Annotated in this window: 15 protein-coding genes and 1 tRNA gene; 15 read left to right on the forward strand and 1 reads right to left on the reverse strand. The window is 31.2% G+C overall.

Annotated features, from left to right (window positions below):
* Window positions 1-126 precede the first annotated feature (126 nt).
* From FHG05_RS07850 to aroA, 12 genes are all read left to right on the forward strand, one after another.
* Entirely contained in the window at window positions 127-954 is an 828-nt protein-coding gene (locus FHG05_RS07850) for a prephenate dehydratase (protein WP_140997465.1), read from the forward strand.
* Window positions 951-2,093, forward strand: a complete 1,143-nt coding sequence (locus FHG05_RS07855) for a pyridoxal phosphate-dependent aminotransferase (RefSeq protein WP_140997466.1) — start codon at window positions 951-953, stop codon at window positions 2,091-2,093. The genes FHG05_RS07850 and FHG05_RS07855 overlap by 4 nt, the downstream gene beginning before the upstream one ends.
* The gene (locus tag FHG05_RS07860; RefSeq protein ID WP_140997467.1) at window positions 2,093-2,947 is read left to right on the forward strand and encodes a prephenate dehydrogenase; all 855 of its coding nucleotides are present in this window, start codon (window positions 2,093-2,095) and stop codon (window positions 2,945-2,947) included. Before FHG05_RS07855 ends, FHG05_RS07860 begins: the two co-directional genes overlap by 1 nt.
* A gap of 52 nt (window positions 2,948-2,999) precedes the next feature.
* Window positions 3,000-4,082 carry a bifunctional 3-deoxy-7-phosphoheptulonate synthase/chorismate mutase type II gene (locus tag FHG05_RS07865; RefSeq protein WP_140997468.1) on the forward strand — a complete coding sequence of 361 codons (1,083 nt, stop codon included), beginning with the start codon at window positions 3,000-3,002 and terminating at the stop codon, window positions 4,080-4,082.
* 70 nt (window positions 4,083-4,152) lie between these two features.
* Entirely contained in the window at window positions 4,153-4,674 is a 522-nt protein-coding gene (locus FHG05_RS07870) for a hypothetical protein (RefSeq protein ID WP_140997469.1), read from the forward strand.
* 152 nt (window positions 4,675-4,826) lie between these two features.
* Window positions 4,827-5,807 carry a ribosome small subunit-dependent GTPase A gene (gene rsgA, locus FHG05_RS07875; RefSeq protein ID WP_140997470.1) on the forward strand — a complete coding sequence of 327 codons (981 nt, stop codon included), beginning with the start codon at window positions 4,827-4,829 and terminating at the stop codon, window positions 5,805-5,807.
* Window positions 5,808-5,812: 5 nt separating this feature from the next.
* Window positions 5,813-6,265 (forward strand): D-aminoacyl-tRNA deacylase, encoded by a 453-nt coding sequence (gene dtd / locus FHG05_RS07880; protein WP_140997471.1) that lies wholly within the window; start codon window positions 5,813-5,815, stop codon window positions 6,263-6,265.
* 2 nt (window positions 6,266-6,267) lie between these two features.
* The gene (locus tag FHG05_RS07885; protein WP_140997472.1) at window positions 6,268-8,166 is read left to right on the forward strand and encodes a DUF3857 domain-containing protein; all 1,899 of its coding nucleotides are present in this window, start codon (window positions 6,268-6,270) and stop codon (window positions 8,164-8,166) included.
* Window positions 8,167-8,169: 3 nt separating this feature from the next.
* Complete coding sequence (locus FHG05_RS07890; protein WP_140997473.1) at window positions 8,170-10,116, forward strand: DUF3857 domain-containing protein; 1,947 nt, start codon at window positions 8,170-8,172, stop codon at window positions 10,114-10,116.
* Window positions 10,117-10,121: 5 nt separating this feature from the next.
* Complete coding sequence (locus FHG05_RS07895) at window positions 10,122-12,131, forward strand: DUF3857 domain-containing protein (protein ID WP_140997474.1); 2,010 nt, start codon at window positions 10,122-10,124, stop codon at window positions 12,129-12,131.
* Entirely contained in the window at window positions 12,131-12,457 is a 327-nt protein-coding gene (locus FHG05_RS07900; RefSeq protein ID WP_140997475.1) for a nucleotide pyrophosphohydrolase, read from the forward strand. The genes FHG05_RS07895 and FHG05_RS07900 overlap by 1 nt, the downstream gene beginning before the upstream one ends.
* 54 nt (window positions 12,458-12,511) lie before the next feature.
* Window positions 12,512-13,759 carry a 3-phosphoshikimate 1-carboxyvinyltransferase gene (gene aroA, locus FHG05_RS07905; protein ID WP_140997476.1) on the forward strand — a complete coding sequence of 416 codons (1,248 nt, stop codon included), beginning with the start codon at window positions 12,512-12,514 and terminating at the stop codon, window positions 13,757-13,759.
* Window positions 13,760-13,766: 7 nt separating this feature from the next.
* Here aroA and FHG05_RS07910 read toward each other — a convergent pair.
* Window positions 13,767-13,840, reverse strand: a tRNA-Pro gene (locus FHG05_RS07910).
* A gap of 363 nt (window positions 13,841-14,203) precedes the next feature.
* On the opposite strand from FHG05_RS07910, the gene queA reads away from it, so the two are divergent.
* The 3 genes from queA to FHG05_RS07925 all read left to right on the forward strand — a co-directional run bounded on the left by queA (window position 14,204) and on the right by FHG05_RS07925 (window position 17,897).
* A complete protein-coding gene (gene queA / locus FHG05_RS07915; RefSeq protein ID WP_140997477.1) occupies window positions 14,204-15,253 on the forward strand; it encodes a tRNA preQ1(34) S-adenosylmethionine ribosyltransferase-isomerase QueA in 1,050 nt (349 codons plus the stop codon).
* Window positions 15,254-15,453: 200 nt separating this feature from the next.
* Window positions 15,454-16,743, forward strand: a complete 1,290-nt coding sequence (kynU, locus tag FHG05_RS07920; RefSeq protein WP_140997478.1) for a kynureninase — start codon at window positions 15,454-15,456, stop codon at window positions 16,741-16,743.
* 71 nt (window positions 16,744-16,814) lie between these two features.
* Window positions 16,815-17,897: an agmatinase family protein gene (locus FHG05_RS07925; protein WP_140997479.1), complete on the forward strand. Its 1,083-nt coding sequence runs from the start codon at window positions 16,815-16,817 to the stop codon at window positions 17,895-17,897.
* The last annotated feature ends 4 nt before the right edge of the window (window positions 17,898-17,901 follow it).

The following is a 17,901-nucleotide window of genomic DNA, read 5'->3' on the forward strand; positions in this document are numbered from 1 at the left end:
AACAATTCTTTTTATTATTTCTGGAGAGAGATAAGGGATTGTTATGCTATACATTAATTTAAAATAAATTATACAATATAAGATACAATCCCGATGAAAATCGGGATTTTTTTGTTTATAACCATTATGGATTTAAAAATTGCAATACAAGGAATAAAGGGTTCTTTTCATCATCAGGTGGCCCAACAATACTTTGGAGAATCAATTCTTTTAGAGGAATGTGATTCTTTTAATGAAGTGGTACGAGCTCTAAAAGCGAACCGTTCGGAGAAAGCGGTTATGGCAATTGAAAATTCTATCGCAGGATCTATTTTACCTAATTATGCTTTAATTGATAAAAATGACTTGCATATTATTGGAGAGTATTATTTAGATATTCACATGAATTTAATGGCTTTGAAAGGCCAAAAAATGGAAGATATTAAAGAAGTACATTCTCATCCTATAGCTTTATTACAGTGTGAAGTTTTTTTTAGTCAACATCCACATATTAAGTTGGTTGAAAGTATCGATACAGCTGAAACTGCACATCGGATTCAAAAACATAACTTAAAAGGAATTGCTGCTGTTGCAGCTCCTATTGCTGCACAAATGTACGATTTGGAGATTTTGGCAGCAGGAATACATACGATAAAAAGTAACAAAACACGATTTGTTGTTGTCAAAACAAAGAATAAAGAATTGCCTAAAGAAGAAATCAATAAAGCATCCTTGAAATTTGAATTAGATGACACTCCAGGAAGTTTAGCTACTGTTTTGAACGTAATGAATAATTGTAAATTGAATTTAACCAAGATTCAATCACTGCCCATCATAGAAACGCCTTTTCAATACGCATTTTTCGTGGACGTTATTTTCGAAAAATACAAGCACTATGAAAAAGCTAAGAAGTTATTAGAAATTATGACAACTCATTTTAAAGTTTTAGGTGAATACAAACAAGGTAAACCATGATTACAACAGCGAAGAGATTAAACACAGTGGAAGAGTACTACTTTTCTAAAAAACTGAAGGAGGTAAATCAATTAATTACAGAAGGTAAGCCTGTAATTAATATGGGAATCGGGAGTCCCGATTTAGCTCCGCATCCATCCGTTATAAATGCCATTCAAGCATCGCTTCTTGAACCAACTGCTCATATGTATCAAAGTTATCAAGGACTGCCAGATTTACGAAAAGGTTTTTGTGATTACTATGCCAATAATTTCAACGTTAGTATTGATTCCACATCTGAAATTTTACCATTAATGGGGTCTAAAGAGGGAATTATGCACATTGCCATTGCATTTTTAAACGAAGGTGATGGTGTCCTAATACCTAATCCAGGATATCCAACGTATCAATCGGTTTGTAATTTGGTAGGTGCCAAAGCGATATTGTATGATTTGTCTGAAGAAAATCATTGGTATCCTGATTTTGAAGCTTTAGAAAAACAAGATTTGTCTAAAGTGAAATTAATGTGGGTGTGTTATCCTCATATGCCAACAGGTGCTCAGGCGAGTTTGGAATTATTCGAACAATTAATTGCTTTTGGTAAAAAACATCACATTTTAATTGTAAATGATAATCCGTACAGTTCTATTTTAAACGATACTCCTTTGTCAATTCTTCAAGTGAATGGCGCTAAAGATATTGCGATAGAGTTGAATTCGTTAAGCAAGACTTATAATATGGCAGGATGGAGAGTGGGTATGGTTATTGGAAATTCCGATAACATTGCTTCTGTATTAAAGGTGAAAAGTAATATGGATAGTGGAATGTTTTTTGGTATTCAAAAAGGAGCTATTGAAGCCTTGAAATTAGGGAATGATTGGTTTGAAAGTTTGAATGAGCAATATAAAAGAAGAAGAGAGCTTGTTTATTTATTGTGTGAAAAATTAGGAGTAGCAGTAAATAAGAAACAAGTGGGAATGTTTGTTTGGGCAAAATTACCGCAATCATCGTCCTCCGAATTATTTATAGATAAGTTATTATACGAAAAAAGTCTTTTTATAACTCCAGGAACTATTTTTGGGTCACAAGGAGAAGGCTACATTCGCTTTTCGTTGTGTGTTAAAGAAGAAAAAATTAAAGAAGCTATAAGCAGGTTGTAATGGAAATAAGAGTTGAAAAAATTGTTGTTATTGGTCTCGGTTTAATTGGAGGTTCCTTTGCTTTGGATATTAAAGATAAAAGATCCAATGCAATAGTAGTAGGTATAGATACTAATTCGGAGCATGTTTTAAAAGCGAAAGAATTAGGTGTTATTGACAAAGAGGGAACTCAAGAAGATATACAAGAAGCGGATTGGGTGATAGTTGCTGTTCCAGTAGATAAAAGTATGAATGTTTTGGTAGATGTTTTAAATAAAATTAATTCAACTGCAATCGTTTTTGACGTAGGTTCTACAAAAAGTCAAATTTGTGAAGCGGTTAAAAATCATCAAAACAGAAGAAATTTTATTGCAGCTCACCCTATTGCAGGAACTGAATTTTCAGGTCCTCAAGCAGCATTGAAAGGTTTGTTTATGGAGCGAACCAATATTATTTGTGAAGTAGAGAAAACAGCATTTGTTTTTCAAGAGAAAGCTTTAGAATTATTTAAACAAATTGGCATGAGAATTCGATATATGGATCCTATCTCTCATGACAAACACATTGCTTATATGTCGCACTTATCTCATATTAGTTCTTTTATGTTGGGAAAGACAGTAATAGAAGAAGAAAAAAATGAACGGGATATTTTTGATATGGCAGGAAGTGGCTTTGAAAGTACAGTTCGTTTGGCAAAAAGTTCACCTGCTATGTGGACGCCCATTTTTAAACAAAATAAAGATCATGTTATTAAATCATTGTCAGAATACATTGCAAATCTGAATAGCTTTAAGGAGTTATTAGAGCAAGAAAAATACGAAGAAGTATTTGCCACATTAGAAGAAACCAATAGAATAAAACAAATATTAAAATAAATTGAGTTGAGTATTAGTAAGCTAATAGTTTTCTCAAGAATTAAGTGAAATTATGGAAAATAAAAAAGAATTAAGAACATGGTTAGAGGATTTTAAATTAGATCATCCTTTAGTAATTGCGGGACCATGTAGTGCAGAAACAGAAGATCAAGTGTTGAAAATTGCTCACGAATTGAAAGATTCTGATGTTTCTATTTTTAGAGCAGGAATTTGGAAACCAAGAACGCGACCAGGAGGTTTTGAAGGGGTTGGAGCCATTGGATTGAAATGGTTACAAAAAGCAAAAGCAGAAACTGGTTTGTTGCTAGCAACCGAAGTAGCAACAGCTGCGCATGTAAAATTAGCATTGGAACACGATATAGATGTGTTGTGGATTGGTGCTAGAACAACGGTAAATCCTTTTGCAGTTCAAGAAGTAGCCGATGCTTTAGAGGGAACAGATAAGATTGTGTTGTTAAAAAACCCAGTTAACCCAGATTTAGCACTTTGGATTGGAGGACTAGAACGATTGTATAATGCGAATATTAAAAAATTAGGTGTTATTCACAGAGGTTTTTCTACCTATGATAAAACGAAATACAGAAATAATCCAGAATGGCAAATTGCTATCGAATTGCAAAATAGATTTCCAGATTTACCTCTTATTTGCGACCCATCTCATATTACGGGTAAGAGAGATATGATTCAGGAAGTTTCCCAACAGGCATTAGATTTGAATTATGACGGTTTGATTATTGAAACACATGTTGATCCTGATAATGCTTGGAGTGATGCAGCACAACAAGTTACTCCAGATACTTTAAAACAAATTTTTACCGATTTAAGAGTAAGGAAAGTTACTGATGATGAAAGTGAATTCAATCAAAAAATGGCCCAGTTAAGAGCGCAGATTGATGAATTCGATGGAAAGTTACTTGAAATTTTAGGCAATAGAATGAAAGTTGCAGATAAAATTGGCTCGCTTAAAAAAGAAAAGAATGTAGCTATTCTTCAAAATAAAAGATGGAATGAGATTTTAGGAAAAATGATTTTGGAAGGAGAAGAAAAAGGACTAAGTAACGAATTTGTAATGCAGATGTTTAAAGCGATACATCAAGAAAGTATTAGCCATCAAGAAAAAGTGGTGAATAACTAAAATAAAAATTTTTTTTTGGCATAATAGTTGTATTATTGTGCAAAAAAGTATTAACTAAAATTTTTTAAAAATGAACAAAATTATTTTATTAGCGGTCTTTCTTGTTGGCTTTATGTCAAATGCACAAACAGACAAAATTTACAAACACAGTGGAGAAGTTGTGGAAGGTAAAGTAAAAAAAGTGGAAGAGTATACAATTGTATTTGTGTATAATGGTGAAGAAGCTGAAAACACTATCGGTAAATATGCAATTGAAAGAATTGTATACGGAGCAAGTGGTCGTGAAGAAGAAGTAACAGAAAAAATTGTTATCAACAGTGAGAAAGATTGGGAAAAAGTAGTTATTCTTGAAGATAAAGCATACATCGCAGGATTAAAAAAAGCTGGTGAAGTAAGAGGGAAAACAGGATTAATTAATTTTCAAACTGGAAACACCGGAGATAAAAAAGCAGAGAAAAAATTAAAAATGGATGCGGCTGCTCAAGGTTGTGCATTTATTTTATTAACTGCTGATAAAACAACTGTTGGTGCTAATTCTAATGCTTTAGGAGGTTCACAAGCTATCAAAAAAGGAATCGCTTATAAATATTAATAGTATTCAAATTATACATTTAAAAAGCTACTTTTTTAAGTAGCTTTTTTTATCTTAAAATGTTTCTAATTAATACTATATTTGTAAAAAGACAATAAAGTAAATAAGTTTAAAGAAATTGAACTTACTACTTTCAATTTCTAATTTTTTGCATGACAGGAATCGTTTATAAATCTACAGGTAGTTGGTATACCATAAAAAAAGAAGATGGTAGCTTTTTAGAATGCCGTATCAAGGGTAAATTTCGTATCAAAGGAATTAAAAGTACCAATCCAATTGCAGTTGGTGACGTAGTAGATTATCATATCGAAAATTCTACAGATGAGACTACTGGAGTAATAACGGCTATTCATGAACGTAAAAATTATATTGTTAGGAAGTCCGTAAATCTATCTAAACAAACGCATATTATTGCTGCAAATATTGATGTAGTATTTTTACTGGTTACCATTAACAATCCACCCACCACGACCAGTTTTATTGATCGTTTCTTAGTTACGGCTGAAGCCTATGGAATTGAGGCAGTGCTTGTATTTAATAAAATTGATACTTTTGATGATAACGCTTTAGATGAGCAATTGTTTTTACAATATACCTATGAAAGTATAGGGTATAAGTGCTTGCGAGTTTCAGCTAAAGAAAACAAAGGAATTGAAGCATTAAAAGAACTGATGTTACACAAAGTTTCAATGTTTTCAGGTCACTCAGGTGTGGGTAAATCTACTTTGGTGAACGCAATAGAACCTTCTCTTAATCTAAAAACAAAGCAAATATCAGAATCGCATTCTCAAGGTCAGCATACCACTACTTTTGCAGAAATGTTTGATTTATCCTTTGGTGCTCAAATTATTGATACTCCAGGAATAAGAGGTTTTGGAGTTGTGGATATGGAGAAACAAGAAATAGGAGACTATTTTCCTGAATTTTTTGCTTTAAAAGAAAATTGCAAGTTTAACAATTGTTTGCATAAAGAAGAACCGCATTGTGCCGTTAAAGAAGCTCTAGAAAAAGATGAAGTTTCTTGGACCCGTTATAAAAGTTATTTGCAAATTTTAGAAGGAGATGATGAAAACTACAGAGCAGACGAATATGCTGATGACAGAAAAGCAAGTGATGAAACTAGAAAATCATAAGATGTATGAGAATAGTTATTCAAAGAGTTGCTGAGGCATCTGTCGTAATTGCTCAAAAGGTAGTAGCAAATATAAATAAAGGATTAGTTATTCTTGTAGGTATTGAAGCTGAAGACAATATCGAAGACATAGAATGGCTTACCTCAAAAATTGTGAATCTTAGAATTTTTCCTGATGAAAATGAGGTAATGAATCTATCTGTAAAAGATGTGGATGGAGAAATTATTGTTATAAGTCAATTTACACTGCATGCTTCAACAAAAAAAGGAAACAGGCCTAGTTATATTAAAGCAGCTAGACCTGAGATTGCTGTGCCATTATATACAAGTTTTATTCAAAAGTTAGCCTTGGATTTTGGTAAACCCATTCAAACTGGTCAATTTGGAGCTGATATGAAAATAAGTCTTGTAAATGATGGACCAGTTACAATAATTATGGATAGTAAAAGTAAAGAATAGACATGAAAGTGAAAATGTTATTTTTCTTATTGGTAAGTTTACATGTATTTTCTCAGGAAAATTGGAATGCTTTATTGATTCCAAAAGAATTAAAAGAAAAAGCCAATAGTGTAGTGCGAGATCAAAAAATTGAAGTTGAAATTGTATCTCAAAAAATGTATAAAATAAATACTAAAAAAGTAATTACAGTTTTAAATGAATATGGTTTAAGGAATATAGGTGCTCGTGAATATTTTAGCGATTCTGAGAAAATAAATGCTGTTGAAGCCATTATTTATGATGTTTTTGGCAAAGAAATTAAAAAATTTAAAAGGAAAGACTTTATAGATCAAAGTGTAGCAGACGGTTTTTCTATTCTATCGGATAATAGAGTTTTGTATTTAGATTATACACCTACACAATATCCCTTTACTATAGTTTACGAAAGTGAAAAGCAAAGCATTAATACGGCTTTTCTTCCTTCTTGGTATGTTGTAAATCATTACTTCGAAAGTATTCAAAAATCTGAATTTACTATTAAATTCTCTACTAACTTTGGTTTTAAATATAAAGAACATAACTTTAGTCAATTTGATATTATTAAGAAAGAAGATGCTAATTCATTGCATTATTCCGTTGAAAAATTACCAGCTTTAAAACCTGAAGATTATTCTCCCGCTTTTGAAAATATTGTACCCAATGTTATTTTTGGTCTTGAAAAATTTAGTCTAGAAGGTTTTGAAGGTAGTGCTAAATCCTGGGAAGAATTTGGAAAAATTTGGTTTAAAGAGTTAATTAATGATGATTCTCAAGTTAGTCAAGAAACAATTAATAAGATCAAGCAATTAACAGAAAATGTTGAAAGTCCAATTGAAAAAGCAAAGATTATATATAAGTTTGTTCAAGATAAGACTAGATATGTAAGTATTCAATTAGGAATTGGAGGCTGGAAGCCAATGTTAGTAAAAGATGTTGATCGATTAGGTTATGGAGATTGTAAAGCTTTATCTAACTACACAAGAGTTTTGCTAGATAATGTAGGAGTTAAGTCCTATTATACGGTTATATATGGAGATAATAATATTATTAATTTTGACAAAGATTTTGTGTCCAAACAAGGAAATCATATTATCTTAACTATACCTCATGATCAAAAGAATTATTTTTTAGAATGTACAAGTCAAACGAATCCTTTTGCTTTTGGCGGCTCTTTTACAGATAATAGATATGCTTTGATGATAAAACCTGAAGGTGGATTTATCATAAAAACAAATGAATTTAAACCTTTAGATAGTTATCAGAAAACCATTGGAAACTATTCTATAGACAATGATGGTAATTTGAAAGCTAGTGCTCAAATTAAATCTGGAGGAATTCAATATGATAGAAGAGCATATTTATCTAGAATAAACGATGAAAAACAGTTGCATAAAACCTATAAAAACAGATGGAGTTGGATTAGTAATCTAAATATTGAAAACATCGCTATAGAGGAGAATAGAGAAGCTGTAGAATTAGTGGAAAATTTTTCTTTTTCAGCTGAAAATTATTGTAATAAAGCAGGTAACACCGTATATTTTGCAATAAATGTTTTTAATAAGAATGAAAATATTCCAGATAAATATAGGAATAGAAAAAATGATTTTGAAATCGATAGAGGTTATTACGATTCTGACGCAATTGAAATTACGCTACCAAATGATTACGAAATAGAATTTTTACCAGATCAAGTGGATCTGACTACAGAATTTGGAACCTACTCCATTTCTATCGAAAAAAAAGCACATAACTTGTTGTATTATAAGAGAGACCTAACCATTTATAGTGGTGGTTTCCCAAAAGATAGTTATGAAGCCTATCGAAAATTTAGAGAACAAATTGCTAAAAATGATAATTTAAAATTGGTGTTAATAAAAAAATAGACAATGAATTTTAAAAGAACATACATTACTTTTTTACTTGCTTTTTTCTGTTTTCTGGGGAATGCACAAAAATATGAATTGGGAAATGTAACAATTGATGAATTAAAAGAAACAAAGCATCCTATTGATTCTTCGGCTGCTGCAGCTGTTATTTTTAAAACAGGTAAAACTGATTTTTTCTTAACAAATGATGGCGAATGGAAAGTTACAACAGAAGTAAATTATAAAATTAAGTTTTATAAAAAAGAAGGTTTTGATTACGCAACACATTCAGTTCCTTATTATTCTGGAGGGGCCAGAAATGAAATAGTAAACTTTAAAAATGCTTATACATACAATCTAGTTGATGGTAAAATTGAAAAGACAAAATTAAAATCAGATGGTGAGTTTAAAGAAGAAATAAATGAAAATGTAAAAGTAAAAAAGATTACAATGCCTCAAGTTAGAGAAGGATCAATTATTGAATTTACCTATATTTTTAATTCGCCAAATATTACTACTATCGATGATTGGTATTTTCAAGGAGATATACCTATGAATCATGTAGAATACCGCATTTTTATTCCAGGATATTTTCAATATAGAACCGTTTTAACGGGTTATGAAACAGTAAATTCAAAAAATGAGAGTGTAGCTTTAGGTCAGTTTTTAAAACAAAAGTATACGTATACAGTTGATAATGTACCGCCAATTAAGGAAGAAAGTTATATCAACAATATTGACAACTATACGGCTATTTTAAAACATGAATTGGCTTCTATTAGTTATCCAAACGAACCCATTAGAAACTTAGCAATTACTTGGGATGATGTTGTAAAAAGTATATATGATCATGAAGATTTTGGGAACGAATTAGAAAATAAATCCTATTTTGAAGATGATTTAAAAATTATATTGGAAGGACTTGCTACTGATGAAGAAAAAATTAAGGCTATTTTTAATTTCGTAAAGAATAGAATGACTTGGAATGAATCTAATGGAGTAATCACAGATAAAGGGGTTAGAAAAGCATATAAAGAAAAAACAGGAAATGTGGCAGATATCAATTTGATGTTGACAGCCATGTTGAGATATGCAAATATTCAAGCCAATCCTGTTCTATTAAGTACGAGAAGAAATGGAATTGCGTTATTTCCTAATAGAACGGCATTCAATTATGTAATAGCAGGAGTAGAAGTAAAAAATGATGTACTGCTATTAGATGCAACAAACAAGAATGCGACAGTTGATTTAATACCATTAAGAGCAGTAAATTGGAGCGGAAGAATTATAAGAGAAAGAGGGAGTTCTAACGAAATTGACTTATTAGATGTACCAATTTCTAAAGATAATGTAATTATTCTAGCAGAAATAAAAGAAGATGGTAAAGTTGAAGGGCAATTGAGAAGAGTTTTAACAGATTATAATTCTTTTATGCATAGAGAAAATTATACAAACGTAAATGAAGACTCTTATTTAGAAAAATTAGAAAATAGATATAAAGGAATAAGTATTGAAGAGTATAAGGTTGATAATTTGAAGGATTTAAACAAACCTGTAATTGAACAATATACCTTTCTGCATGAAAATGATGTAGAATTAATAGGTAATAAAATATACATAAAGCCCTTATTGTTTTTTGCATTGGATGAAAACCCTTTTAAATTAAATCAGAGAAAATATCCAGTAGATTTTCCTTTCCCTTTTAAAGATACTTACAATATTTCAATTAAAATACCTGAAGGTTTTGAAGTAGAATATTTGCCCGAAGGTACAAGTGTTGCTTTAGAAAACAATTATGCAACATTTAAATATCTAATATCAGTAACTAATAATAACATTCAGTTAGTAGCTAATTTAGATGTTAATACTTTTTACTTTCCTGCAGAAAATTATGAAGCATTAAAAGATTTTTTTAGATTGATTGTTGAAAAACAAACGGATAAAATTATTTTAAGAATGAAAAATTAATTTAAATGAAAAAACACATATACTATATCTTTTTATTTTTTACAGTTGCTAATTTTGCTCAGAAAAATGAATTAGGGGACGTAACTATAGAAGAATTAAAAGAAAAACAATATCCAAACGATTCTTCAGCGGAGGCTGCTATTTTGTTTGAAAATGGTAAAACTTATTTTCAATTTGATACTAACACAGGTTTTTACACATTAACAGAAGTTGAAACCAAAATTAAAGTGTATACCAAAGAAGGATTCGAATGGGCTACAAAAATAGTTCCTTATTACATAGTAGGAAATGCAGAACAAAAGGTAACTTTTACAAAAGCAATAACGTATAATCTTGAAGATGGCAAAATTGTAAAATCTAAATTAAAAAGTGATGGTGAATTTGACGAAAAAAAGAATAAATATTGGTCAATAAAAAAAATTACAATGCCTAATGTGAAAGAAGGCTCCATAATAGAGTATAAGTATACGATAAAATCACCTAGTTATGGGATATTTCCCATATGGAAGTTTCAATACAAAATACCAGTTAAATATTCGTCATTTGAAACCAATATTCCCGAATACTTTGTTTATAATAATCAGTTTAAAGGAAGTTATAACCCAGTTATAGAAACAGATAGTAAAACGAAAACATTTTCAGGTAGATATACTGCTCAAAAAAATAACCCTGGAGGTTTTTCATTTGATAGAGAAAGCTATGAGATTGAATACAAAGAATATATGACATCTTATACCTTAAGAAATGTTCCTGCAATAAAAGAAGAAAAATATGTAAATAATATTGAAAATTATGTTTCTTCATTGCATCATGAATTGTCATCTGTACAAATGCCTAAACAAGCAATTCAAAACTATTCGGTAGATTGGGAATCTGTTGTTAAAACAATTATGACTGATGAGGATTTTGGGAATGAATTGAAAAAACAAGATTATTTTAAAAGCGACATTGATAATTTACTACAGGGAATTAATAGTGAAGACGAAAAAATTATCAGTATTTTTGAATATGTGAAAACAAGAATGAATTGGAATAAATTTTATGGTTATTCATGTGATGAAGGAGTTAAAAGTGCATATAAAAACAAAGTAGGAAATGCTGCCGAAATTAATTTAATGTTAATCGCTATGCTAAAATATGCTGGTATTGAAGCCAACCCAGTTTTAATCAGTACACGCTCTAATGGAATACCCGTTTTTCCAAATCGATACGCTTTTAATTATGTTGTATGCGGAGTCGAATTAAAAGAAAATTTAGTGTTATTAGATGCAACAAGTAAAATAGCCTTACCTGATATTTTACCTTTCAGAGATTTGAATTGGTTTGGTAGATTAATAAGAGAAAATCAATCTTCTACCGTTGTAAATTTAATTCCAAAGATGAAATCTAATTCGAATACCATTTTGCTTTGTGAAATTAATGAAAATGCAAAGATTACAGGAAAATTAAGAAAACAGTTTTCTGATTATTATGCATTTGAATTTAGAGATAAATACTTGAATGTAAATAAAGAGAATTATTTAGAAATTCTAGAAAACGAATTAGATGGAATTTCGATTAGTGAATACAAAATTGAAAATGACCAAGACCTGTATAAAAAAATCACAGAAACCTTTAGTTTTGAGGATCATAAAAATGTTGAAAAAATAGGAGATAAATTGTATTTTTCACCTCTTCTTTTTTTTCAAACAAAAGAAAATCCATTTAAAATGGAAGATAGAAATTATCCCGTAGATTTTAATTTTCCCTTTAAAGATAGTTATGTTATAAATATTAAAATACCGGAAAGTTATGAAGTGGAATTTACACCTGAAGATGCTAATTTATTTATGGAAAATAATTATGGTGCCTTTATGTATAAAATTACACAAATGAATACTACCTTACAGATAGCAATCACTTTTGAGGTAAATACTCCTGCAGTACCTTCAAAAAATTACAAAGGATTAAAAAGCTTTTACAATATGATGTTAGATAAGCAATCTGAAAAAATAATTCTTAAAAAGAAAATATAATGAATATCAAAAATGCTCAAGAAGAAGTAGATACTTGGATTAAAGAACATGGAGTGCGCTATTTTAATGAGTTAACCAATATGGCTCAACTAACGGAAGAAGTTGGTGAAGTAGCCCGAATTATTGCTCGTAGATATGGAGAGCAATCTGAAAAAGAATCTGATAAAAGTAAAGATTTAGGTGAAGAATTAGCTGATGTTGTATTTGTAGTCTTATGCTTAGCCAATCAAACAGGTGTTGATTTACAAGCAGCTTTCGATAAAAAAATGGATTTAAAAACGAAACGAGATCATGATCGTCATCATAATAACGAAAAACTGAAATAGTTTCTTTATGTATAACTAATTTTTTTACAATTATTTGAGGTACTCACCTAAATTATGAATGCAACTTTAAAAAAAACAACTGTTTATCCACAGACAACTATAAAAATTACAGGTTCAAAATCAGAAACAAATCGTTTATTGCTTTTGAAGGCTTTGTTTCCAAACCTACATGTAGCAAACATTTCTAATTCTGATGATTCTGAAGCCATGCAAAATGCATTACAAGAAAAAGCAGAGTCTTCAGATATACGAATTGTCGATATTCATCATGCCGGAACTGCTATGCGTTTTCTAACCGCTTATTTTGCTACTAAGGCTTTAAGTGATGTGGTTTTAACGGGGTCTCAAAGAATGCAAGAAAGACCTATTCAAATTTTGGTAGAGGCTTTGCAACAACTCGGTGTGGAAATCACCTATGAGAAAAACATGGGATATCCACCCATACGTATTAAAGGAAAAAAAATAACCGCTAATGAAGTTACGCTCAAAGCAGACATCAGTAGTCAATATATTTCAGCCTTATTATTAATTGCGCCTCAATTAGAAAACGGTTTGCAGCTCAATTTAGAGGGAACCATTACTTCAATGCCTTATTTAAAAATGACGTTAGCTTTATTGGAAGAATTAGGGGTTTCTACACATTTTGAAGGTAATCAAATTATAGTAAAACCAAAAGCAGAAGTGGCCAGTCAAGTAGTAACGGTTGAAAGTGATTGGAGTTCTGCATCTTATTGGTATTCAATAATTGCTTTGTCGGAAATGGGCACTCAAGTTACGTTATCTAGTTATAAAAAAAATAGTTTGCAAGGGGATGCTGCCTTAGCTGAAATGTATCAAAAATTTGGAGTCGAAACTGTTTTTAATGCTAATCATTCTATTACCCTTTCTAAAATTAAAGGGGCATTAGATGAAGTAGTTCGTTTTGAATTAAATAATTCTCCAGATATTGCTCAAACTATTGCGGTAACCTGTTTTGGTCTAGGAATGGGTTGCGATTTATATGGTTTGCATACGTTGAAAATTAAAGAAACAGATCGTTTAGAGGCACTACAAAAGGAATTATCAAAATTAGGAGCTGCTATTTCAGTTACTAATGATTCTTTGCATTTGAAAGTCTCAAAGGAAAATCCTTTAGAAAATGTAAAAATTGCGACGTATCAAGATCATAGGATGGCCATGGCTTTTGCGCCTTTAGCATTGAAAGTTCCTATTGTTATTGAAGAAGCAGAAGTGGTAAGTAAATCCTATCCTGATTTTTGGAATGATTTAAGAAATGTAGGATTTACAATCGAAGAAAATTAAAATAAAGTCGGGATGACTGGATTCGAACCAGCGACCCCTAGCACCCCATGCTAGTACGCTACCAGGCTGCGCTACATCCCGAACGCTGCAAATGTAAATAAATTTTATCGTTTTACAATTTGAATTTGATTTAAAATGGTTTTTCATTGTTTGGTTCCTATTGCATTCAATATCATATTTTAAATAAATAAGATTATAATTTTTTACAAAAATTTATAGCGAATTACATAAGCGTACAGAAGTAAAATAAGGCTGTATCTATAAAAAAATCAGTAAAAAGTAAGTTTTTTTTAAATAAATGCTTAGGGGTTGCTAGGTAAATAGAGGTTTGTTAAAAATAAATCTCATTTTACTTGACAACCCCTATTTCACAATCGTATATTTGCACCCGTTTTGATTTCAGAAAAAATCTGATTTCTAAAATCTTAAATTTAAAATTTAACTATGAAGTTATCACATTTCAATTTTAATTTACCTGAAGAATTATTAGCAGAATTTCCAGCTGAGAACAGAGATGAATCTCGTTTGATGGTTGTTAATCGTAAGACAGGAACAATTGAGCATAAGATGTTTAAAGATATTATCGATTATTTCGATGATGGTGATGTAATGGTATTAAATAATACGAAAGTTTTTCCTGCTCGTTTATATGGTAATAAGGAAAAAACAGGGGCACGTATTGAAGTATTTTTATTAAGAGAGCTTAATGCAGAACAACGTTTATGGGATGTATTGGTTGATCCAGCTCGTAAAATTAGAATTGGTAATAAATTGTATTTTGGTGATGATGATTCTCTAGTTGCTGAAGTAATTGATAATACAACTTCTAGAGGAAGAACTTTGCGTTTTTTATATGATGGTTCTTATGAAGAATTCAGAGAAAAATTAGTTGAACTTGGAGAAACTCCAATTCCTAAATATATCAACAGAGAAGTTACTCCTGAAGACGCAGAACGTTACCAAACGATTTATGCAAAAGAGGAAGGTGCGGTAGCTGCTCCAACTGCTGGATTACACTTTTCTAAGCATTTATTAAAACGTTTAGAAATTAAAGGAATTAATTTTGCAGAAGTTACCTTGCATGTTGGTTTAGGTACTTTTAATCCAGTGGAAGTGGAAGATTTATCAAAACACAAAATGGATTCTGAAGAAATGATTATCAGTCAGGAAGCTTGCGATATAGTAAATAAAGCTAAAACTTCAAAGAAGAAAGTTTGCTGTATTGGAACAACTTCTATGCGTGCGATGGAAAGTTCGGTTTCTTCTCAAAGAACACTAAATCCTTATATAGGTTGGACCAATAAATTCATCTATCCTCCGTATGATTTTAGTATTGCTGATTGTATGGTAACGAATTTCCATACGCCAAAATCAACTTTATTAATGATGGTTTCTGCATTTTGCGGCCATGATTTAATGAAGAAAGCCTATGCTGAAGCGATTGAGCAAAAGTATAAGTTTTACTCTTATGGAGATGCGATGTTAATTTTGTAATTTAGTATTAATTCAAGATAAATAAAATCTCATCAGCAATGGTGAGATTTTTTTATTTAGGAGAGATTTCAAATTGTTTTTTAAACGACAAACTTTCTTTATGTATTAAGTTGTGGTTAATGTAAATTACAATTTTAACTTTTATAAAAACTTTCAAACCTTTAAACTTTTCAATACTTTTACGTGCAAATATAAACACAATGAATTTTCAAAATACGAGAGAATTTGCTCAAGAGTTAGATCGTCAAGACGAATTAGCGAAATATAGAGAAGAATTTATTTTTCCTCAAGTAAACGGAAAAAATGTCATTTATTTTACGGGTAATTCCCTGGGTTTGCAATCTAAAGCAGCTAAAAAATATGTGGAAGAGGTTATGCAAGATTGGGGAAACTTAGCTGTAGAAGGTCATTTTTATGCAGACAAACCTTGGTGGGATTACCAAGAACGTTTTTGCCAGCCGTTAAGCGAAATTGTAGGAGCTAAACCTACAGAAGTAGGTGTAATGAATACCCTAACTGTAAATCTTCATTTGTTGATGGTGTCTTTTTACCAACCTTCATCAAAAAAATTTAAAATTATTTGTGAAGAGAAAGCTTTTCCATCCGATCAATACATGTTTCAATCGCAAGTAGCATTTCATGCGAAAAGTATTGGATTTGATCCAAAAGAAGCCATTGTTGAAATCAAACGAAGAGAAGGAGAACACAATATTCGGCTCGAAGATGTACTTTCTAAAATTGAAGAAGTTGGTGAGGAATTGGCTTTAGTTTTAATTGGCGGGGTTAATTACTATACCGGTCAAGTGTTTGATATGAAAACCATTACAGAAGCTGGACATAAAGTGGGTGCCTTTGTAGGTTGGGATTTAGCACATGCGGCTGGAAATATCGAACTGAAATTACACGATTGGAATGTGGATTTTGCCGCTTGGTGCAGTTATAAATACATGAATTCTGGGCCTGGAAATGCTTCGGGTTATTTTATCCATGAAAAACATCATAACGATACTACTTTATCTCGTTTTGCAGGTTGGTGGGGACATAACAAGGAACGTCGTTTTCTAATGGAACCTAATTTTGATCCTGCTCGTAGTGCTGACGGTTGGCAAATTAGTAATTTACCAGTCTTAACATTGGCTCCATATTTGGCTTCTGTACATATGTTTGCTGCAATTGGTATGCCCAAATTAATTAAAAAAAGAGACCTAATAACGAGTTATTTAGAATTCATACTTCATGAAATTGATGCTGAGATTGAAGGTACAGAATTTGAAATTATAACTCCTAGTAATCCCAATGAAAGAGCTTGTCAATTATCGGTTTATTTGCACGGACAAGGAAGAGCTTTATTTGAGTATTTAATGAAAAATGGAGTAATTACAGATTGGAGGGAACCCAATGTAATTCGATTAGCACCTGTGCCTTTGTATTCTTCTTTCGAAGACATGTATGAATTTGGACAAATTTTAAAAAAAGGAATTTTAGGGTAGATTTAAATATTTGTAAGATTATAGACTAGGTTTCCGAATAGCTGTAATCAGACAATCTAATATAAATAAAAATGACAAAACAACAAATTATAGAGAATTTTGATCCGAGCCAACCAGGACTAGCGGATGCAACCATTTTTGGCTTGCCTTTTTCAGCAGAGCAAAGTGAAATCATTGTAATTCCTGTGCCTTGGGAAGTTACCGTAAGTTATGGTGCTGGAGCATCTGAAGGACCAGAAGCGATTTTAGATGCTTCTTTTCAAGTGGATTTATTGCATCAAGATTTTCCAGATTTATGGAAATTAGGAATCTATATGGATGAAGTTCCAGAACATTGGGCAAAAAATTCAGAAAAGTATAAAGGTTTGGCACAACCTATCATTGAAGCGTTAGAAAATGGAGAAGATGTTGCTACTTTTCCAGCGTTGCAATCGGATTTAGATAAAATCAATAAAGTGTGTAGAGACTTGCATACGGAAGTAAAAGAACGCGTACAATATTGGATGGATAAAGGGAAAAAAGTGGTTCTTTTAGGAGGAGATCATTCGACACCTTTAGGATATTATGAGGCTTTGGCATCTAAATATGAAAGTTTTGGTATTTTACATTTAGATGCGCATATGGATTTGCGAATTGCCTATGAAGGGTTTACGTATTCTCATGCTTCTATAATGTATAATGCGTTGCAATTGCCTCAAATTAGTAAAATTGTACAAGTTGGTATTCGCGATTTCTGTGAACAAGAAGTAGATGTCGTAACAAAAGAAAACGGAAGAGTGTTAGTACACACCGATTTAGATTTGAAAAAACAATTGTTTGAAGGGAACACATGGCAACATTTGTGCGACACCATTATTAATTCTTTACCAAGAAAAGTTTGTGTTTCTTTTGATATCGATGCTATGGATGCTTTATATTGTCCTAATACAGGAACACCAGTTCCAGGTGGATTAACCTATGAGCAAGCGGTTTATCTATTAAACAGATTAGTTGAATCGGGCAAAGAAATTATTGGTTTTGATTTAGTTGAAGTGGCACCAGGAGAAAATGACTGGGATGGAAATGTAGGTGCAAGAATGTTGTTCCAAATGTGTGGTGCGTTTGCCAAATCACAAAAAATGGAGGTTGGAGAGAAAATAGTATTTAAAAAGTAAGATT

The sequence above is a fragment of the Flavobacterium profundi genome (assembly GCF_006491645.1).
Lineage (GTDB): Bacteria > Bacteroidota > Bacteroidia > Flavobacteriales > Flavobacteriaceae > Flavobacterium > Flavobacterium profundi.